This is a genomic window from Sorangium sp. So ce693, from assembly GCF_051521375.1.
GTDB lineage: Bacteria > Myxococcota_A > Polyangia > Polyangiales > Polyangiaceae > Sorangium > Sorangium atrum.
The window spans coordinates 4,816,029-4,836,667 of record NZ_CP150347.1; the positions used below are offsets into that span (position 1 = coordinate 4,816,029).

At 66.4% G+C, this 20,639-nt stretch carries 10 protein-coding genes; 9 read left to right on the forward strand and 1 reads right to left on the reverse strand.

Annotated features, from left to right (window positions below):
* Nucleotides 1-81 precede the first annotated feature (81 nt).
* Nucleotides 82-1,794 (reverse strand): hypothetical protein, encoded by a 1,713-nt coding sequence (locus tag WMF14_RS18180; RefSeq protein WP_437802511.1) that lies wholly within the window; start codon nucleotides 1,792-1,794, stop codon nucleotides 82-84.
* 140 nt (nucleotides 1,795-1,934) lie between these two features.
* Between WMF14_RS18180 and WMF14_RS18185 the strand changes: the two genes are divergently transcribed.
* The 9 genes from WMF14_RS18185 (at nucleotide 1,935) to WMF14_RS18225 (ending at nucleotide 20,510) form a co-directional block, all read left to right on the forward strand.
* The gene (locus WMF14_RS18185; RefSeq protein WP_437802513.1) at nucleotides 1,935-3,437 is read left to right on the forward strand and encodes a sigma-54 interaction domain-containing protein; all 1,503 of its coding nucleotides are present in this window, start codon (nucleotides 1,935-1,937) and stop codon (nucleotides 3,435-3,437) included.
* 49 nt (nucleotides 3,438-3,486) lie between these two features.
* Nucleotides 3,487-6,903, forward strand: coding sequence for a DEAD/DEAH box helicase family protein (locus WMF14_RS18190; protein WP_437802515.1), 3,417 nt, complete (start codon nucleotides 3,487-3,489; stop codon nucleotides 6,901-6,903).
* Nucleotides 6,900-8,414 carry a type I restriction-modification system subunit M gene (locus WMF14_RS18195; protein WP_437802517.1) on the forward strand — a complete coding sequence of 505 codons (1,515 nt, stop codon included), beginning with the start codon at nucleotides 6,900-6,902 and terminating at the stop codon, nucleotides 8,412-8,414. The genes WMF14_RS18190 and WMF14_RS18195 overlap by 4 nt, the downstream gene beginning before the upstream one ends.
* Complete coding sequence (locus WMF14_RS18200) at nucleotides 8,411-9,613, forward strand: restriction endonuclease subunit S (RefSeq protein ID WP_437802519.1); 1,203 nt, start codon at nucleotides 8,411-8,413, stop codon at nucleotides 9,611-9,613. The genes WMF14_RS18195 and WMF14_RS18200 overlap by 4 nt, the downstream gene beginning before the upstream one ends.
* A 202-nt stretch (nucleotides 9,614-9,815) precedes the next feature.
* Nucleotides 9,816-11,453 (forward strand): hypothetical protein, encoded by a 1,638-nt coding sequence (locus WMF14_RS18205; RefSeq protein WP_437802521.1) that lies wholly within the window; start codon nucleotides 9,816-9,818, stop codon nucleotides 11,451-11,453.
* Entirely contained in the window at nucleotides 11,443-14,010 is a 2,568-nt protein-coding gene (locus tag WMF14_RS18210; RefSeq protein WP_437802523.1) for a hypothetical protein, read from the forward strand. Before WMF14_RS18205 ends, WMF14_RS18210 begins: the two co-directional genes overlap by 11 nt.
* A gap of 830 nt (nucleotides 14,011-14,840) precedes the next feature.
* Nucleotides 14,841-17,636: an AAA domain-containing protein gene (locus WMF14_RS18215; RefSeq protein WP_437802525.1), complete on the forward strand. Its 2,796-nt coding sequence runs from the start codon at nucleotides 14,841-14,843 to the stop codon at nucleotides 17,634-17,636.
* Nucleotides 17,633-18,952, forward strand: coding sequence for a hypothetical protein (locus tag WMF14_RS18220; RefSeq protein ID WP_437802527.1), 1,320 nt, complete (start codon nucleotides 17,633-17,635; stop codon nucleotides 18,950-18,952). Before WMF14_RS18215 ends, WMF14_RS18220 begins: the two co-directional genes overlap by 4 nt.
* On the forward strand, nucleotides 18,945-20,510 hold the full coding sequence (locus WMF14_RS18225; RefSeq protein ID WP_437802529.1) for a phospholipase D-like domain-containing protein: 1,566 nt from the start codon (nucleotides 18,945-18,947) through the stop codon (nucleotides 20,508-20,510). Before WMF14_RS18220 ends, WMF14_RS18225 begins: the two co-directional genes overlap by 8 nt.
* The last annotated feature ends 129 nt before the right edge of the window (nucleotides 20,511-20,639 follow it).

Genomic DNA, 20,639 nt, shown 5'->3' on the forward strand with positions numbered 1-20,639 from the left:
GATCTATGCGGGCGGCCAATCTGAACTGAGACGCCTAAGGGGGCTGCTTTCGATGACAGTGTACGCAGGTGCACCGCAGAGCTACGCGCTCCGCCGCACGGGCAGCTTGCCGTCCGGCTCGGCCGTGTGCTCCGCGAGCGCCGCGCGCGCCTGTTCCAGAGACCCAGCCGGCAACACCACGGGCGCCCTCTTCGCGTCCTCGGCCTCGGCGAGCTCCACGTTCAGCGCCTTCAGGGTCGCCTTCGCCTTACGCAGCAGCCTGCCGAGCGCGTCGCCGCCCTTGCGCACCTCTTCGCCCAGCTTCTCGGCATCGCTGCGGATCGACTCGCTGAGCTTGCGCATCGTGTCGAGCCGGTCGAGCTCCTTCTGGATACGGTGCTCGATGTCAGCGAGCGCCTCGATGTCGCCCGCGTCCTCGGGGCGCCGCTGGCGGCTCGCGAGCGCGAGTCCGAGGAGAATCGCGGCGTGCAGGTACGGGTCGGTCTCCTTGTCCTCCTCGTCCCACACCACGAGGATGTCGTTGCCGTAGCGCGCGAAACGCGGGAACGCCGCGGGGGCGTGACTGCGCGCGATGACGAAGACGCCGCTGTGCGCGAGGCGGTTGCCGCGGGCGCGCTCGAGCTCCTGCAGGGCCTTGGTCACCGTGTACGCCCCGTCACGCTTCGCCTCGATCACCATGGAGCCGCCTGCGTAGACGCTCTCCTCGGTGAAGCGGATGACCTGGTCGCCGACCTTGCAGCCCGGCTTCGCGCCGACCGTGTTCCCGGTCGTGTCTACGGTGACCGGCGCCCCCTCCACGGCGCGCTGAACGAAGAGGAGCACGGCCTCCTCGTAGTTGAAGCCTCCGCGCGCCGACCTGGCGTCGCCCCGCTTGCGCTCCTCGAGGCGGACGAGCGATTCACGGATCGCCTGCTCGAGCTTCGTCTGGCGCTCCTGCATCGCGGCCATCGCCTCGCGCTGTGACTCCCCGTGCTGCCGCAGAAGTGCTGAAAGGGAGTTCTTCAGAACCGCCATCGGCGAGCTGGGAAGCTCCGGGTTCATCGCCGACAGGAGGGCGGTCCGGGCCGCGGCGGTTTCGCGCGCCAGGCGGCTCAGGAGCGAGTTCTCGTCGTTCGCGTCGAGAGCCTTCGTCGCGAGCGCGAGCTGCTTGCTGCGGTCCTCGTCCGCATCCTCCAGCTGCTTGCGCAGGGCGCGGAGGAAGCGGGCGACGGCGCCATCATCGGCAACAGGATCGAGCGCGCGGGCGACCTCGGCCTGGTTCTTCTCGAGCACCTCGCGCAGCTTCGACTCGATCAGGAAGAGGATCCCCTCGCTGTCGGTCGGGCTCAGCCGGCGGAGCAGCGGGCTGTTCTGCCCGAGCTCGCGGGCGAGCGTCTGGGCCAGGGCTCCGTGCTCCGGCGAAAGAAAGCGCTCCATCGTCCGGGCGAGGTCGCCCTCGTCCCGCAGGAAGCCCTCGAGGCGGGCGATGACCTGGCCATCGCGGGGGTCGAAGTAGCGCGCGAGCACCTGCACGAGGGTCGCCTGCTGGCGCTCGATGTAGGCGGCGAGCTGCTGGTCGAGGTCCTCCTTGAGCGTCTTGCTGATGTCGTACAGGCGCGACTCCTCGGCCTGCCGGTGCGCGTTCAAGAGCGCGTGCAGCCCGATGGTCCACGCATCGGTGCCGAGGACCGCACGCTGGGCATCGTTGAGGGGGCCGAAGGCGGCGAGCACGTCGTCGCGGTGATCGTGGATATGGGCCTCGATGGCACTGGTGTTCACGGTGACGAGGACGGTGAGCGGGGCTTGCATGTGCATGCGCCACCCTTCTTCATGTCCCGTTCCATGCGTCGCGGAGTCGCACGCTCGGCCGACGCGATTGCGTTGCGAGAGGAACAGGCCGGAGGGAGAAGAAGAATGTCTCTGCTGCCAGAAGTTTTGTTACGCTGCCCGTCACGATGGCGCGCGTTCTCCTTGCGTGGATCGGGAAGACCGACATCAAGGCGGCCTCTGGAGACGCCTCGGTCGGCGATGGTCCCCTCGCGCAGGCCCTCGTCGACCGCGACTTCGACCACGTCGTCCTGCTGAACAACTACCGGGCGGAAGAGGCCGCGCTCGTCGAGCGGTGGCTCAAGAAGAAGACGAAGGCGAGCCTCGTCGTCCGCCAGGAGAAGCTGTCCTCCCCGACGCACTACGCGGACATCTACCGCGCCGTCACCGCGTCGGTCCTGTGGGCGGTCGACGAGTACGGCAAGAAGGCGAAGCTGACCTTCCACCTGAGCCCCGGCACCCCGGCGATGGCGTCCATCTGGATCATCGTCGCGAAGACGCGCTTCGAGGCCGAGCTCATCGAGTCGTCGAAGGAGGCGGGCGTCCGCACGGCCGACGTGCCGTTCGAGCTCGCCGCCGAGTTCATCCCGGAGGTGATCCGGCGCGCCGACGAGGACCTCGAGCGTCTGAGCGGCGGGCTTCGCCCCGAGGAGCCGAAGTTCGGGGACATCCTGCACCGCAGCGACGCGATGAAGCGCCTGGTGCGTCGCGCCCGTCAGGCTGCGCCATACTCGGCGGCCATCCTCATCGAAGGCGAGTCGGGGACCGGCAAGGAGCTCCTCGCGGCGGCCATCCACAAGGAGAGCCCGCGTAAGGACATGCCCCTGGTCACCGTGAACTGCGGCGCGATCCCGAAGGAGCTGGTCGAGTCGCAGTTCTTCGGGCACACGAAGGGCGCGTTCACCGGCGCCGCAGACCACGCCGGCTACTTCGAGCAGGCTGAAGGGGGAACGCTCTTCCTCGACGAGGTAGGAGAGCTGCCGCTCGACGCGCAGGTGAAGCTACTCCGTGCGCTGCAGGAGAAGATGGTCCGGCGCATCGGCGGCAAGACCGACGTCGGCGTCGATGTCCGCGTGATCGCGGCAACGAACCGCAACCTGCTGGACGAGGTTCGCGAGCGTCGCTTCAGAGAGGATTTGTACTTCCGGCTGGCCGTGCTCGTTCTGAAGGTGCCGCCGCTCCGCGAACGTGAAGGCGACATCGGCCTTCTCCTCCAGCGGCTGCTCGATAAGCTCAACGCGGACATGGCGGCGCAGTCCGGCGTGCACAAAAAACTTTCTGCCGGCGCAAGAAACATTCTCCTGCAGCACCACTGGCCTGGCAACGTCCGCGAGCTCGAGGCCACGCTGCTGCGCGCCTTCGTCTGGTCGAAGGGGCCGTCCATCGAGGAGAGCGAAGCGCGCGAAGCGCTCGTTGGGGTCCCCGCGGCGGGATCAGGACCAGAAGTCCTCGGGCGCCCCTTGGGGGATGGCTTCCGGTTGGCGGACCTCCTCGGCGACGTCGCTCGTCACTACCTGGCGCGCGCGATGGTCGAAGCGCAGGGGAACAAGACGAAGGCCGCCTCCCTGGTGGGGCTCTCCAACTACCAGACGCTGAAGAACTGGCTCGAGAAGTACGGGGTGGCCGAGTGATGGAACAGGCTCTGCACATAGCGTGGGCATGCTGCCCAAGGACGCCATCTTGAACTCCCAGAACTTTGAATTCTTGCGACGCAAGCATCCCGAGCTCGCCGAGCTCGGCGCGTTCGCGGAGGCGTACGCGCACTCCGACCCCGCGGGCTCGCTCATCAAGCAGCGGGGCCTCATCGAACAGGCGGTGCTCGCGATCTACGAGGGGTACGGCCTTCGCCTGCCGCTCAGCGACAACCTCAACGACCTGCTCCGCACCGAGGAGCTCAAGCAAGCCGTCCCCGACGTCGTGCTGCAGAAGCTCCACGCGGTGCGCGTCGCCGGCAACCACGCCGCCCATCCGCGCAAGCCCATCACCAGCGACGTGGCGCTGGACCGCCTGTACCAGACCTTCGAAGTCGCCCAGTGGTTTCACCTGCAGGTCGACCACGGCGCGCGGAAGGACTGCCCGACTTACACCCCACCCGTCCGGGCGCAGGCCCACGGCGCCAAGGAGAAGGAAGCGCTCGAAAAGCTGCGCCTTGCCGAGGCGCAGTACGAGAAGGTCCTCGCCTCCCTCGAAGAAGAGCGGAAAAAGCGGCGGGAGGCAGAGCAGGTGGCCGGCCAGTCGGCCGAGGAGCTGGAGAAGCTCAAGGCCGAGGGGCAGAAGGTCGCGAGGGTCCTGCAGTTCAACGAGCTCACGACCCGTCGGCGGCTCATCGATCAGATGTTGCTGGACGCGGGTTGGGACGTGGGCCTGAACGGGGCCGACACGGAGCAGGTCCGACAGGAGGTCCCGGTCTTCGGGATGCCTACCTCCTCGGGGGACGGCCGCGCGGACTATGTGCTCTACGGCGACGACGGCAGGCCGCTCGCCGTCGTGGAGGCGAAGAAGACGGTGAAGGACGCGCGGCTCGGCGCCGAGCAGGCCCGGCTCTACGCGGCGTGCCTGGAGAAGGAGACGGGCCAGCGGCCCATCGCGTTCTTCACCAACGGGTTCGACCTCTTCGTGTGGGACGACGCCCAGGATCCGTCATGGCGCAAGGTGTACGGCTTCTACTCGAAAGACAGCCTCGAATACCTGCTCCTCCAGAGGAAGAACAAGGTGCCGCTCGCCACGGTGGCGCCGAACCTCCAGATCGCCGATCGCATGTACCAGCTCGAGGCGGTGAAGCGGGTCTGCGAGCGGTTCACGAACAAGTTCCGCAAGGCGCTCCTCGTGCAAGCGACGGGTACGGGCAAGACCCGCGTGGCCATCTCGCTGTGCGACGTGCTCCTCCGGGCCGGCTGTGCGAAGCGCATCCTGTTCCTCTGCGACCGGCGGGAACTTCGCAAGCAGGCCGATAACGCCTTCAAGGACTTCTTGCCGGACGAGCCCCGCGTCATCGTGAACAGCTCGACGTGGTCGGATCGGAGCAAGCGGATCTACCTGGCCACGTACCCGGCGATGATGAAGCACTACGAGGACTTCGACGTCGGCTTCTTCGACCTCGTCATCGCGGACGAGTCGCACCGGAGCATTTACAAGAAGTACCGCGCCCTGTTCATGTACTTCGATGCGCTGGAGGTCGGCCTCACGGCGACGCCGGTCAAGTTCATCGATCGCGATACGTTCGACCTCTTCGCGTGCGAGGGGAACGACCCGACCTCGCACTTCGGGTTCAAGCAGGCGATCGAGTCCAACCCACCGTACCTGGTGCCCTTCCGCGTGCTGAGCTTCCCCAACAAGTTCCGGGAAGAGGGCTTCAAGTACTCCCAAATGACGGAGCAACAGCGCGCGGAGCTCGAGGACCAAGAGGAGAACCCCGAGGCCGTCGAGCATGAGTCCGGCGTGTTCGAGAAGAGCGTCTTCAACAAGGGCACGACGCGCTCTCTCTGGCGTCGGCTCATGGAGCAGGGCATCCGCGAGGAGACCGGGAGCCGCGTCGGGAAGACGATCGTGTTCGCCCGGAACCACAAGCACGCGGTCCACCTCGCCGAGGTCTTCTACGCGATCTACCCCCAGTACGGCGCGAAGTTCTGCCGGGTCATCGACAACCAAGAGCCGCGCGCCGAGCAGCTCATCGACGACTTCAAGAACAAGGACAACGAGCTGACCATCGCCATTTCGGTCGACATGCTCGACACCGGCATCGACGTGCCCGAGGTGGTGAACTTGGTGTTCGCGAAGCCGGTGAAGTCGTACGTGAAGTTCTGGCAGATGATCGGCCGCGGCACGCGCCTCTGCCGAGGCCTGTTCGGCCCGGGCAAGGACAAGAAGGAGTTCCTGATCTTCGATCACTGGTCGAATTTCTGGTTCTTCGACGAGAAGTACACGGACAAGCAGCCAGCGCCGCAGAAGTCGCTCCTGCAGCAGCTCTTCGAGACCCGCGTGGCCATCGCCGAGGCTGCGCTCGACGGGATGGACGAGCCCGTTTTCCAGGCGACGGTCGACCTGATCGTGGAGGACGTGCGAGCGGTCAAGGACGCCGGCAGCATTGAGGTGCGTGACCGCTGGAAGGAGCTCGAGCTCCTCTCCGACCGCGAGCTGGTCGCGCAGTTCGCCGCGGCCACGAAGGCGGACCTCCTGTCGATCGCGGCGCCGCTCATGCAGTGGCGGAACATCCGGGGGGACGAGGACGCTTACCGCTTCGATCTGCTGGCGAGCCGGCTCGAGCTGGAGCTGCTCAAGGGCGGGGTCGGCGCGCCGCGGGTGCAGGACCTGAAGGGGCACGTGCAGGAGCAGGTCGAGCTCCTGATGAAGAACCAGAACCCGGTGAAGGCGAAGGCGGCGGAGATCACCGCCGTGCGCAGCAAGGGGTTCTGGGAATCGGTGACAGTGCCGAAGATCGAGGAGATCCGGCGCGAGCTGCGCGGCATCATGAAGTACCAGCAGCAGGCGCCCAGGGGGCGGGTCGGGCCTCTGGTCTACGACGTCTCCGACGGCGAGGTCGCGGGCGAGGCGTACATCCCGAAGCTCGACGGACTCGACTATGTCGAATACAAGCGGCGCGTTGAGTCGGTGCTGGCGGCGCACTTCGCCGAGAACCCTACGCTGGCGCGGATCCGCGGCGGAAAGGCCGTGCGCGAGGAGGAGCTCGACGAGCTCTGCCGGCTCGTCCTTCAGGTCGACGACAAGGCCAACATCAAGCACCTCGTCGGGCGGCAGCCGGAAGCGCGGCGATCGCTGCTCGCGGTGTTCCGGAGCCTCGTGGGGCTGGATGCGGCGGCGGTCGAGCGAGCGTTCGCGGGCTTCGTGCACAACCACCCGCGGTTGTCGGCGCAGCAGCTCCGCTTTTTGCAGGTGTTGCAGAACCACATCGCCCAGCACGGGGGCATCGAACTGGAGCGGCTCTACGAGCCGCCGTTCACCACGGTCCACGCGGAGAGCGTGGATGGAGTGTTTCCGAACTCCGGCGAGGTCGACCAGATCATCGCCATTCTCGAAACCTTCCAGACGAAGGCGGCGGCGCCTTCCGAACCGCCGCCTGCCAGCCGACGAGCCTCATGAGCAACCTGACCACGAAGCAAAAGAACGACATCGACAAGCTCTGGACCGAGTTCTGGACGGGCGGCATCACGAACCCGCTCACGGTGATCGAGCAGATCTCGTTCTTGATGTTCGCCCGCCTGCTCGATGTGACGGAGACCCTCAACGAGAAGAAGGCGGCCCGGACGAAGAAGCCGTTTAAGCGGATCTTCTCCGAGAAGCAGCAGCTGCTGCGCTGGAACCAGCTCAAGCATGTGACGCCGGCCGAGAAGATGCTGAAGATCGTGCGCGACGAGGTGTTCCCGCACTTCCGCACGCTCGAGGGCGGGACGACCTTCGCCGAGTACATGCAGGACGCGCAGCTCATGATCCAGAAGCCGAGCCTCCTGGTCTCGGCCGTGAACATGATCGATCAGCTGCCGATCACCGAGGGGGACGCGAAGGGAGACCTCTACGAGTACCTGCTCAGCAAGCTGACGACCGCGGGCATCAACGGGCAATTCCGGACGCCGCGGCACATCATCCGGTTCATGGTGGAGATGCTGGATCCGAAGCCGACGGATGTCATCGGCGACCCGGCCTGCGGGACGGCGGGGTTTCTGGTGGGGGTGATGCAGTACCTCACAGAGAAGTACACCTCGCCGAAGGGCATCCTCAAGGGCGCGGGCGGCGAGAAGGTTTATACCGGCGATCTGCTCGAGGAGTACCGCACCCATATCCAGAACGACATGTTCCACGGGTTCGATTTCGACAGCACGATGCTCCGCATCGCGTCGATGAACCTAATGCTTCATGGGGTGGATAACCCGGATATCCACTACCAGGACACGCTCTCGAACTCCTTCCCGGAGAGGTTTGGCAAGCAGGCGAACGGGTACTTCGATGTGATCCTGGCGAACCCGCCGTTCAAGGGAAGCCTCGACGCCGAGGATGTACACCCGTCGCTCACGCAGAAGGTGAAGACCAAGAAGACGGAGCTGCTCTTCGTGGCGCTAATCCTGCGGATGCTGAAGAAGGGGGGGCATAGCGCGACGATCGTGCCGGACGGCGTACTCTTCGGCTCGTCGAAAGCTCATGTGGCGCTCCGGCAGATGCTCGTCGACGACAATCAGCTCGAGGCGGTCATCTCGCTGCCCTCGGGCGTGTTTAAGCCGTATGCCGGCGTCTCCACGGCTATCCTCGTGTTCACCAAGGGCGGCAAGACGGACCATGTTTTTTTCTACGACGTGGAGGCCGACGGGTTCTCGCTCGACGACAAGCGCGATCCCGTGAAAGAGAACGATCTTCCGGTAGCTTTGGAGCGATGGCGTAAGAGGAGCGCCAAGAAGGATACTGAGCGAACGGCTAAGCACTTCATGGTGCCGCTTGACGAGATCCGAGACAAGAGCTTTGATTTGTCTATCAACCGCTACAAGGAAGCGGTGCGCGAAGATGTTAAGATTGATCCGCCTCGGTATGTCATTCAAAAGCTGCGCAAAATCGAGCAAGATATCAGCCGTGAGCTCGCGGAACTCGAGGAGATGCTCCGATGAAGCTTGAGCGGATCCCGAAGGGGTGGCGAGTATGCCTTCTTGGAGATGAAATTACACTTCAAAGAGGTGTGGATATTACAAAGGCGACATGTCGGCCAGGATCGATTCCGGTCGTCTCTTCTGGAGGTGTCACCGCGTACCATGATACCTCCATTGCCGACGGTCCGGGTGTCTTACTCGGGCGGAAGGGATCGGTTGGTGCAGTCCATTACGTCGAAGGTCCTTACTGGCCACACGATACGACACTCTGGGTCAAAGACTTTAAGGGAAATGTTCCGCGTTTTGTGTATCATTTCTTTGGGCAGTTCCCGATCGGTGATTATGAGGCCAGTACTTCAAATCCAACGCTGAATCGAAACAATATTCACCCTGTTGAAGTTCTATGGCCTCCAATCCCAGAGCAACGTCGCATCGCCGACATCCTCGACAAGGCCGACGCGATTCGACGCAAGCGGAAGGAGGCCATCGCCCTCACCGAGGAGCTGCTGCGGTCGGCGTTCCTGGAGATGTTCGGGGACCCAGTGGCGAACCCGAAGAAATGGTCCGTGATCGCCATGGGTGACGCGATCTCGTCTTTCGAAGCCGGATGGAGCGCTAACGGCGAACCGCGCGTCCGCAACGACGATGAGTATGGCGTCCTTAAGGTGAGCTCTGTGACTTCGGGGTACTTCCGCCCAGAGGAGCATAAGGCAGTTTTTTCCGGTAATGTCGACCGCGAGCTCGTGACGCCCCGCCGCGGGGACCTCATTTTTAGCCGCGCCAACACGCAAGAACTCGTTGCGGCATGCTGCTTGGTAGAGCAGGACGATCCCAGATTGTTCCTACCCGACAAACTCTGGCGGATTGTGCCTGAGGGCGAGGTGGTTACGGCCGAATTTTTGAAGTCCTTGCTAAGCCATCCGGGATTTCGTTTCGAGCTCACGAAGCGAGCAACCGGGACGAGTGGCTCGATGCTGAATATTTCAATGGAGAAGGTTCGTTCAGTGGCGATGCCAGCCCCGCCTCTTCTGCTTCAGCGACGATTCTCCAGCCTGGTGTGGCGCGTCTACGAGGCACGTGCCAGACAGATTGATGCGAGTCGAGTTGGCGAGGAGTTGTTTGACTCCCTTGTTCGGCACGCATTTCAGGGAGATCTCGCTCGAAGGATCGATTCGAAAGCTGGGCAGATGCAGCTGTTTGCCGAGACGGGATCCAGGTGACGGCCCAAGAGCGCGGTTGCGTCACGCGGCCGTCGTCTGCGGCGATCCATGGGTAGTCGATGATGCGGAGCTCGGCGAGCAACCGGCTTGAATCGCTGTGCTGCGTGCAGTGCTCAGGTGCTTCTGTCGCGCATGTTTCGATGTTATGTCGCCTTACCGATGACAGGGTGACTATTGACCACGAGGTCGGGGGAGGGGACGGATGACGGTTGTGGAGAACATCGCCTGGGTGTGTCCACCGGAGCCGATCCGCGGCCTCGATCACCTCGGCGTCCAGGCGCCGTGCACGACCCTCTACACCCAGCTCCTTCCCGGCATCACCAACGTCACCGACCGGGCGCGGTACTACGCCTTCTACCCATGGCTGCTCTGGTCCTTCGAGCGCCGGTACGACGACCACTCGCTCGCTGAGTTCCGGCGCGTGCTGCGCCGGGCGGAGTGCCTCTTCGCGCTCATCGCCATCCGACACGCTCGTGAGCTCGACGACGCCGACGATAGGCGCCACGGCATCGGAATGGTCGGCCGGTTCGAGCTGCTCCGGATCGGCGACGACGTCGAGGAGATCTCGCTGGACGAGTACGCGGCCTTCGAAGGACCAAGGCGCTACTTCAAGAACAAGCTCGGCGGGCTCGGACAGTACTACTTCGGGCCACTCCGCGACCTCCGCATCCTCGACCACTCGCCGGAGGGGAACGACTACCCACCCGGGTACGACCGCGAGCGAGGGCGCGAGCTCGCCGAGGCCTTCGCCAAGGGCGTCGCGGAGGATGCGTTCTTCCGCCTCCTGGAGGCATCCGCGATCACCTGGTCGGATCTCGACGAGCTCGCCTCGTTCTGCCCCTGCGGGCTCCACGGAAGCCCTGGAGAGCACGAGCTGCTGCTCAACCTGTTCCTGACCAGGACCGCCGCGTACGAGGTCGATGGAGGCCCCGCGCGCCGGGCGTCGCTCGGACTGATGCTCGACCTCGTCCATCGCGAGGGAAAGAACCCAACGTACAACTACGAAGCGCTGCTGCGCGGCGCCTCCTACGCCGGAGCGCTGTCCGATGGTTCGCCATGGGAGCTGGACGGGGCGCTGCTTCGCGCGCGAGGAGGGTGGGGGACGTACCAGCGCAACGAGCTCCTCTCGATCGCCGTCCAGGGCCTCTTCGCGGCGATCCTCCGCGCCATCGAGCGCGACCACCGGGGCGTTCTCCGCGAATCCGCCGACGCCGCGGACGTGGGCGAACGCCTGCTCTCGTCGTTCGGCGCGAGGCTCACCAGGCCGCTTGTCGACGAGATCGCGCAGGTGCGAGGCGAGCTGCCGCCGCTCGCCAACTGGACTGCTGCCGAGCACGAGCTGCAGCTCGGATGGGAGCTCCTGGACCTCGGTCTCGAGGACGATCAGCTTGGAGAGGTCGCCGAGAAAAGCATCGAGATCCTGCTGGCCCTGCTCGCCCGCGGCGTCGACGAGTACCCGTACGCCGACTTCGAGCTCGACCCGGAGTACTTCGACCCCCAAGAAGTCCACCTGCTCTCGCTCCGGCAGGCGTCGCGCACGACGTGGGCCGCGATGAGCCTCGGCGCGTGGATCCGATGGCTCGCGGTGCACTGGTGCGTCGGTCGCCATCTCCGGGTCGCCCTCCGCAAGCTCCGCGCGGAGCGCCGCGACACCTTCCGCATCCGGCCGCTCGAAGGCGAGCTGCGCGTCGTCGAGGCGCCGGCGCCGACGTTCACGCTCCCCCGCGTCACCAGGGCAGTGCAGATCCTCAGGGACCTCGACCTGATCGACCTCGAGGACGATGGGCTCGTGCTGACCGAGCGCGGCCGCGCCGCGCTGGAGGTGTGCCGTGGAGGATGAGCTCGCATCCATCTCCTTGATGGAACACCTCTCCGAGCCGGGATTCCGGGCCTCGGTCATCGCGACCTACAACTGCTACTTCCCGTTCTACGAGGAGGTCGTGCTCCGGCGCCTGATCGCCGCGGGGTGCACGCACAACGTCCTCATGATGGATGGCGCCCGGTGCGCGGAGGCGTTCGCGAGCGAGGACCTCCGCCCGCGCCGCGCGGGGAGGGACTATACGCTGATCCCCGTCGAGGTCGGCGGCGCCTTCCACCCGAAGATCCTGCTGCGCGTCGGCAAGTCGAAGGGGGCGCTGTTCGTCGGCAGCCACAACCTGACGCTGTCCGGCTTCGGGCTGAACGACGAGGTGACCGCCGTGTTCCGCGCCCAGGGCGCCTCGATCCGCGGCGCCGCGGCCCCGTTCCGCCGGGCGTTCGAGTTCCTCGCCGGACACGTCCCCTCCGGATTGCCCGACGTGGTCGAGGCCTACGAGGGCCTCAAGCTCGGCGTTCCGTGGCTGGAGGGCCCGGTCGCCGCCGACGCGGGCGACCGCGTGATCTTGACGTCCTCGGCGACGGGCGCCGATCTCTGGTCGCAGATCGCGCCCCGCATGCCGCGCGACGTCGCGACCGTGTTCGTCTGCGGACCGTTCTTCGATCCGAAGCTCGCCTTCGCGCGCCGGCTGCTCGCGGATGTCCGGCCGCGTGAGGCCGTGATCGGGATCGACCCCGCGTCGGTCGAAATCGATCCGGAGGAGGCGGCGAGGCTCCCCGGCGTCCGGTTCGTCAACGTGGCCGGCGTCCCGAAGCTCCCACACCGCCGCGACGGCGTTGTGCCTTACCTGCACGCGAAGGTGCTCTGGTTCCAGGGGGCGGGCGGCGAGCTCCTGGTGGTCGGGAGCGCGAACCCCAGCGTCGCGGCGTTCCTCGCGCCACCGGCCAGCCGCAACGCCGAGGCCGTGGTGGCCGACAGGCGGGTCGGCGCGGGCACTGCGCTTGGCGTCGAGGTCCTGCGCGCAGCGCCGCCGATCACGGACGCCGACTGGTCGGTCATCGCAGAGCGGCGGGCGAACCAGCAGGCGCGAATCGATGCTCCTGGGCGGAAGGTGTGGATCGCCACGCCAACCGCCCACGGCTTCCTGGCGCAGGCGCCGATCCGCGCGGGCGTCGTCTTGCACGGCATCGGCGAGGAGGGCGCAGTCCTCGGCCAGGCCGTCGTCCGGGGGGAGAGAAGCGGGACCTCGATCGAGGCGCCTGAGGGCGTACGTGACGGGGCTCACTTCCTCGAGGCGCGATCGCCCGGTGACCCGATGCTGGTCATCGTCCACCGGACCGAAGAGATCGCGAAGAACCTCGGCGGCGACACGCGCAAGGCGCTGCGGCAGGCGCTCGGCGCGCTCGAGGAGGACCCCGGTCAGCTCGAGACCCTCCTGAAGCTCACCGAGAAGGTGATCTTCGATTCCGATGACGTCGTGCGTACGACGCCATCGGGGTCCGCCGGAGGGGCGTCCGCCACGACGGAGCCGTCCATGGGACCGGCCTCTCTGGCCGTGGATGCCGCCGGGCCGAAGGCTGGCAGACGCCGGCGCCGGCTCGCGAGCGGCGACGTCCTGGTGTTGCTCGACGCGCTCATGCGGCGCCTTGGCGAAGGCCTATCGGCCGCGCCCGGCCCGCGCCCGCCAAGCGACCAGGAGCAGATCGGCGTGGATGAGGAGGATGGCGGCGAGCTCGCGCGCGAGGCCCCCGACCACGAGGCCCTCGCGAAAGCTTGCCGCGGGAAGGTGCGCCGGCTGATCAAGCGGATGGAAGAGCAGCTCGAGCTCGCAGCCGGACCGGACCGAGCCCGGCGAGCGGTAGTTCAGCTAGCCGCCGTCCTCGGGGTGCTCCGCGCCCTGCGCCTGATCGAGCAGCGGCCGGAATGGCGCCGGAAGCGACTTGAACTGGTCGATCGGGATGACGCATGGCGGCTCTACGAGGCGGCGGCGCTCGCGCTCGTGTGGGGCGCTGAACCGGTGGCGCAACGTGCGCTCACCGAAGCAGACGGCGAGATGTTCGAGGAGCTTTCGATGGTGATCGGCCTCCTCGGCTGGCTTGCCTGGGAGGTCGGCCTCGATGTCGAGGTGTCCTCGGAGCGGGGAGGGCAGCGGGGCGTCGAGGACGATTCCTGGGTCACGGCGCAGCTCTACGCCTTGCTCGCGCCCTGGCTCGCGGCTGACCCAGAAGCGATCTCGATCCTCGAGGAGAGCGTTGCCCGCACACCCAAGCCCCGGGTCGACAGCGATCGGTGGTTCATCGTACACCTCGACCTCGCCGAGCGCCTGGCAGAGGTCCTCGTCGACCCCGCGCGCGCGGCCAGGCCCGCCCGCCGGCCGCGTCCCGGAGATCTGGTCGTGCTGGCCGAGCGGTTCTCCCCGCGCGTCCGCGTCGTGCTCGACGTCAACGCGATCGTCGGCGACGCGAAGGCGGTGCTCTTCGATGCCGGCGACGAGAGCGGCCGGCGCGAGTTCCTGGCGTCGAAGGTCGCGAGCCTCCCGTGGGAGCCCGAGCGCGGCGGTCGTGTTGCCGCATCGGCGTAGCGGGGCAAGGGCCTCGTGAACACGATTTGCTGCGTCGCGTTGCGGAGGCATAGAGCGGTCGAAGCGCTCGTGTGCGGCGAGCGCCTCGGGAGACGCTCCGCTGGTTCGCGAGCCGCCTGGCGGCTGGGCGTGTGGTGGAGGCATGGTTGGATGCTCGCGCCGGCCTGCGGGACCCGTACATGCCGCGGGACACGGCGCTCGAGACGGTCGATCGGGGGGCGGACCCTCGCGATGCGTAGCCGCCGGTCCGTGCGGCAGAAGGATCTTTCTGGCGGCATAAGCCCGCTTAGGGTGATCTCCGGCAGGAGGAGGAGCCCGGCAGGGACCTCGGTTCATACGCCGCGCAGGCTCAAGAAGGCGAACGGGATGCCCCGGAGGGGCCCACCGGCTCGATCAAGCCGGCACGCGGTCGAGGGGAAGATGCTCGGCACACCCGCTGCAATACGGTCGAGCATGAAAAACTCATCTCGATCCACCGCATCGTTCCCCCTGCGTTCAACACGTCACTACCTCGATCGCGCCTCCCACCGACATCTCCGCGACAATGTGCGCGACTTCATCCTTCGCCACGGCGTGGATATCCGCGCGGCGGGAGCCACCCACCTTGTCGTGATGGAGCGGCGGCTCCCGGTCGACCTGCGCGGCACGGAAGCAGCACGACTTGCACGCGATTGGATCCTCGTGGTGGGCGACGGCGGCGCCCTCATCACCTGCTACCGGCGGAGGCGCGCTGTTCGCTTCGTCCGCCGGAAGTCCGGGCGACCATCGGCGCGATCGGAAGGTCGCCCGCGTCAGACGGCGAAAGCGCGTCACTCGGGCGGAGGTGCTGCATGCTGACCCAACGGATCACTCGCTACGCCGCTGCTCATGGGATCTCCCTGCCGGTGCTCACCGACAACCATGTGCGTGAGGGCTTGGCGGGCACGTTGCGCATCGAGCCCGAGATCCCGTTTCTGGTGCGCTCCGACATCCAGGGCAGGCTTGGGCCAGGCCTGGATGTGGGCGCGCTGCTCGGTGGGCAGATTCGTGCGGGGGTGCGCCCTGGCGACGGCCACTGGGAGGCGGTGAGGGCATTCGCGCGTGGGGCGGCGCGACCGCCCAGGTGCGCCCTGGTGCTGACGACGCCCTCATGGCGATTTGTGATGCTCCCGGTGAAGGGCGGCTTCCTTGTGATCGAGGCGCTCTACCAGAACGCCGGCGCTGAGGCACCTCTACCGGAACCGCTCCTCTACGCCCGGTTCCGGCACGGGACCATCGCGGGATTTGACGGGGACACCATCCTCCGGGCTGTCGCCGCCCGTGTGCAGGTCATGGGGCTCGCGCGGCGGGTTGACCCGATCGAGCGGGCGGACCGCGCGTTTCTTCTGCCGTACCAGCGCTACCTGGAGGCCCTGCGCGATCGGCTCCGGAACCTGTCGTCGACCGTCGCGTACGAGCTCGTCTCCAGGAAGCCGATCCGGCTCGAAGTCCGCGGGGAGGACGAAGGGTGGCCTCTTCCTTTCTCCCTGCCGCGTGCGCAGGTCGATCTGCCGCGGTTGGGCGGCGGGATGTGCCGCCTTGACGTGGCCGAGGTCGACGACGAGCGGCTCGTGCTCACGCTTCACGGGGAGGACGACCGAGACGAGCCGATCGCGGAGCAAGGGCACGCAAGGCTCGCCAGCGCGCTCGGCCCGCTTCGGCGCATGCTCGAAGCACTCGAAGCGCTGGCCGAAGGACGTCACGCTGAGCACGTGCAGCTGCTCGACACACTCGTCCGCCCCGATGAATTGCCGGCGTTCGAGCTGGCGGCAGCTGCATTTCCCCGGCTGGGCGCCCGGGGACCCGAGAACGACGCGCAGCACCGCGCCGTCGCGCTTGCGCTCGCGAGCCCGGACCTGTGTGTGATTGACGGGCCACCCGGCACAGGCAAGACCACGGTCATCTGCGAGATCATCCGCAACCTGGTCGCTCGCAGAGAGCGCGTCCTGCTCGTTGCCCCGACCCACGTGGCTCTCGACCACGTGCTCCAGCGCATCGGTGACGAGGCTGGGATTTTCGCGCTGCGTCTCGGCTGGCCGGATACCGTCGACGAGCGAGCTCACCGCTTCCTCGTCGACCGCCGCGGAGCGTCGCTCTGCGAGCGGTTGCGCGGAAGCCTCGACGTGGCACTTGATGGGACCGACCCCGCCGATCCGGTCGTCGCGGCGCAGCGGGGGTGGCACGACGCCATCGAGCACGACGCGAAGCTTGGCGATATGCTTCTGTTGAACGCGAACCTCGTTTGCGCGACCCCCATCGGCATCGCCATGGTGCCCGCGTTCCGCGACCCGGAGCCGATCTTCGACGCGCTTATCATGGACGAGGCCAGCAAGGCGACGGTCCCCGAGTTGCTCGTGCCCGCGACCCGAGCGCGCCGCTGGATCGTCGTTGGCGACCACCTCCAGCTCGCTCCGTATTCCGATCTCGCGGAGATACGTGCGATCGCCGCTCAACGTGCCGAGCGGGGCGAGGCCGACGCAGATGACGAACAGATCGAGGACCTCGCGTGGACGCTGCGCAGGCACTTCGAGCAGCGAATGCATCCCAGCGATCGTATCCGGCAGCGAGTACGCGAAGATCTGCTGGCGGCCGCATTCCCGGGGGAAGCGGAGAACGTCATCACCCGCCTCGCCACCGTTCCGGATGACCAATGGCGCGACCTGGCTGACTCCCATCTCCAGTCAGGGGAACTCCCAGCCGCACTGGAGGGGGCGCCTCTGACCGACGAGGCCGCCTTCTACCCACGCGCTCGCCTTCTCGCGGAGATGCTGGACATGCAAGACGTTGCCATGCGCAGCGCCTTCGAGCTCATTCGCGGCATTCCGGAGCTCGCCTCGCGACGTGTGAGCCTCGACTGTCAGCACCGCATGCATCCGCAGCTCGCCGAATTTTCTCGACGTTGCGTCTACGGGCCACAGAACCTCGGCTACAAGTCTGCCAGCCACACTGCAAGCCTCGGATTGCCAATTCCTGGGCTGGAAGCTCCGGCGATCTGGATCGATACGGCTTGGGCCGAGGCCGCCGATCGCTACGAGCATCCGCGAGACAACCAATGGGACAGCGGCGAGTATGTAAACCCTTTGGAGGCCGATGTCGCCGCCGAAGTCGTCGAGAGATGTATCGCCTGGGCTGAGCGGAGTTACCGTGGCGAGCGCCGCTACGACGATCCGTTCGAGATCGGTGTCATCACCTTCTACCTCTCACAAGCCCGCAAGCTCATCGACGCGCTCTCTTCGCTGTATCGGCCTGGAAAGTCGCAGTGGCGCGGGCCCGCTCACCGTCGCACAGCGGCCGGCGGGGTTATTGATGTTCACGTGAGCCTGGTGGACCGCTTTCAGGGACAGGAGAAGCATGTGATCATCCTCTCGGGAACGCGCAGCAACCCGATGCACCGCCGAGGTCACGTCAACAACCTCAACCGGCTCAACGTCGCGGTAACTCGCGCCCACCACAAGCGGATCGTGGTCGGCGACACCTCCACGCTCGCAAGGCGAGGCAACAAGGAGCGTCCGCCGGGCGATCTACTTCGCGAGCTTCTCGCCGACTGCGAGCATAAACAGGCATGGGGTAAGCGGATCGGCCGGCGGCCTGGCGCCGAGAGGCAATGATGGATCCGGCTCAATTCATCACCGCTGCACGTGTGCTCGAGGAGCGACCCGATGCTCCGGCGTTGGTTCTCGGGCGCGCACTCAAGCTCTACGAGGTCGAGCTGTCTTCGGTAGACCTCGCGGTAGAGGAGAAACTCCCGCCAGCCGACCGTGCCGTTCTGCAGCTCGCTCGGGCGCTTGGCACGGTCACTGCGGGCCATGTCAGGGCCTATCTCGGCCTCGGCCCAGAGCTGTCCCCGCACATCGTCGCGCGCCTCACGAAGAACGGCCTGCTGCGAGCGAGCAGCATCACCGCGCGGGGTACCTCCGCGCGCCAGGTCGAGCCTGTACAGGTCGATCGCGAGCCCGGCCTCTCGCTGACGGAGGCGGGCGCTGAAGCGCTTGCCGCCGGCGCTCGCGTTGTCATTCGCCAGCGTTCCCTTCGTCTTCTGATGAGCGCCGATCCTCTCGTCGTGGTGAGCGTTCTCTCGCGACCGATGCACGCGCCCGCACGGCGTGCTCTTCCGCTGCCTCCGACGGAGGTTCCAAAGCCGCTTCAAGCGCTGGATGAGGCCCTTCGTGCCTCACGGCAAGCCCGCTTCGAGGCGATCGGACTCGCAGATACGCTCACGGACATTCCAGGTGGCGAGCGCATTGAGGGGCGCCTTCTCGGCTGCTCGCTAGGAGCACCCTACGAGGTTCGCTTGGCGTCGGAGAACCTGGAAGCTTGGCTCTTGATCGCTGTGCATACGTCGCCAACGGAACCGTTGACACCCCGGCTCCACACGGCGGTCTTTCGGCGCGGTGACACCGATCTCCGCCCGCTCGTTCACATTCACCCGTTTGCTGCTCTCCCTTCGTGGCTTCAGACTCTTCGCGATGTTGACAAGATCCTCCACGATGCCGGGATGCGCCTTCATTCTCCTGCACCCTTGTCTCCGTTTCCAGTCCTCGCTGACGGCGCGCAGTTCATCGAGCTTCTCGGTCCGGGAGACGAGCCTGCGCCGGTGTGGCGGTCGCTACCGAATCCCGGAGCTGGCTTCCTTGCGCGCGTCCACCTGCGAGCGATCCCGGCGTCGACCGAAGCGGCCCATGAGGCCCTTTTCACCTTTCTCAGCCGCCGTCCGAACGCTCTACGCACGGGCCTCAGGCGCGCCCTCGCGATGACCTGGGAAAAACTCTGCTCGTTCTGGTCATGGAGCGACGCGGCACCGCCCGACATCGCTACGGTCCATGAGCGCCTCTGGGCGCACCTTGCCTTGCGGGGAGTCCTCTGTGCTGGCCGCCTCGAGCGGGACCTCGTCGCCCCGTACCTCGGCGAGGTGTTGCATGATTGACGCCGCTCGCACCGTCGCGCTCGGCGCTGAGCGCCTCGCGGGCATGTTCTTCGTGCCAGGGGCGCCCATGCTCCCGGCGTGGATCGAACCAGATCCGCTGCCCGGTCCGACGGCGGCAGGTCCGATCGCGCACGTCGCGACCACCGGCCCGGACCCAAACGCGCCCCTGCGCGCTGCGCTGCTCGATCTCATCGAGCGCGCCGAGGAGAAAGTCTTCCTCGCCAGCTTCCTGTTTGCCGATCGCGCCGTCGCGGAAGCGCTCGCCCGTAAGGCCGAGCGTCTTCGGGGAGGCGTGTACGTGCTCACCGCGCTCGATCGCAGTTTCCCTATGGACGTCGGCGAACCCGACGATGATGAGCCGGGAAAGCGCGAGCAGATCGACCGCAACCGGCGGTTGCAGCACTTTGACAACCTTCGTACGCTTGCCAGGGCAGGCGCATGGCTCCGCAGCGCAGCCGACCTGCACGCGAAGCTCTGCGTCGTCGATGATCGCGTCGCCCTTGTTACGTCCGCGAACGCCACGGAGGCGGCCTACCAGAAGAATCCCGAGAACGGTCTGCTTGTACGCGAGCCCACGCTCGCACGGGAACTCGGTCGCGCCTTTGCCCGCGTCTTCCTCCACCGCTTCACGCATCAGTCGCCGCCAGCCGCTGACCTCGATGTGAAGAAGCTGCATCCCGACCCCGGCCCACCCTGGAGACCGATGGTCCTCCGCAGTCCAGATACTGTCGTCGCCACCATCGGCCGTGACGAATCGTCTCTCCTGCATGCCACGCTGCAACTCATCGACCGTGCCCGCCACGAACTGATCCTCACCGCTTTCAGCGCAGTTGACCTCCGCGATCACCCCGTCGGGCTCGCCTTGCGCGCCGCCATTGCGCGCAAGGTTCGCATTCTTGCCGTTTTCCCGCCCGACGATCGCCGCTCCGATCGCCGCGAGACCGGTGCCTGGCTCTTCGGTGACGCGCCAGACGGCGCCGTCACGGTAGCAGGCTGTCCCCGGACCCACGCGAAAGCTATGATTGCCGATGGGTCGCATACCCTTGTGTGGACCGGCAACCTCGATGGACGGCACGGTTACCAGGACGGCTTCGAGGTCGGCCTCGCAACATCCCGCCCCGACGTCGCCAGCGCCGCGCGCGCCTACGTGATTGCGCTCGCCCTCGCCGCGAGCCACCGCGCCGTCTTCAACCCTACACTTGACACCCTCGCCGGCGCATACGGTGACCCGAGCCCTCTCGCCGGCGAGTGGACCCTCGTCCTCCCACCCGGCTCGCTCTGGTCCCCTGCCACCCTGATAGAGCTTCTTCGCTCAGTACCGGTCACGTTCACCCGCCGTAGTTCCGAGCTGATCGTTCGCATCGGCGAGGCCGCAGAGTTGATTACCAGCGTTGACGTGCAGCGGCGCACCCTTCGTGTAGAACGTTCGTCCGATAGGTCAAGCAACGGAGCGCATTTCGACGGGTACCTCCGGGGATGCCGCCTAACCGTGACGGGTGGGGGGAGGGAGACGGCGAGGCCCGAGAAACGAAAGAGCAGGCGAAGAGACAGAGGTTAATGGCCGAGGGGGTAGAGCAACAGTAAAAGTTACTGTCCCCTGGTAGATGCCTTTCTGACAGATCGGGATACCGACGGGCTGTTTGACGCCGCAGCAGTCGGATAGTTATCGCAGGCCAGACTTTGCTGG

Bases quoted from the DNA above. Each gene is read 5' to 3' on its own strand.
- WMF14_RS18195 (WP_437802517.1), top strand. From the start codon at position 6,900: ATGAGCAACCTGACCACGAAGCAAAAGAACGACATCGACAAGCTCTGG.
- WMF14_RS18180 (WP_437802511.1), bottom strand. From the start codon at position 1,794: ATGCACATGCAAGCCCCGCTCACCGTCCTCGTCACCGTGAACACCAGT.
- WMF14_RS18185 (WP_437802513.1), top strand. From the start codon at position 1,935: ATGGCGCGCGTTCTCCTTGCGTGGATCGGGAAGACCGACATCAAGGCG.
- WMF14_RS18220 (WP_437802527.1), top strand. From the start codon at position 17,633: ATGATGGATCCGGCTCAATTCATCACCGCTGCACGTGTGCTCGAGGAG.
- WMF14_RS18215 (WP_437802525.1), top strand. From the start codon at position 14,841: ATGCTGACCCAACGGATCACTCGCTACGCCGCTGCTCATGGGATCTCC.
- WMF14_RS18200 (WP_437802519.1), top strand. From the start codon at position 8,411: ATGAAGCTTGAGCGGATCCCGAAGGGGTGGCGAGTATGCCTTCTTGGA.
- WMF14_RS18205 (WP_437802521.1), top strand. From the start codon at position 9,816: ATGACGGTTGTGGAGAACATCGCCTGGGTGTGTCCACCGGAGCCGATC.
- WMF14_RS18225 (WP_437802529.1), top strand. From the start codon at position 18,945: ATGATTGACGCCGCTCGCACCGTCGCGCTCGGCGCTGAGCGCCTCGCG.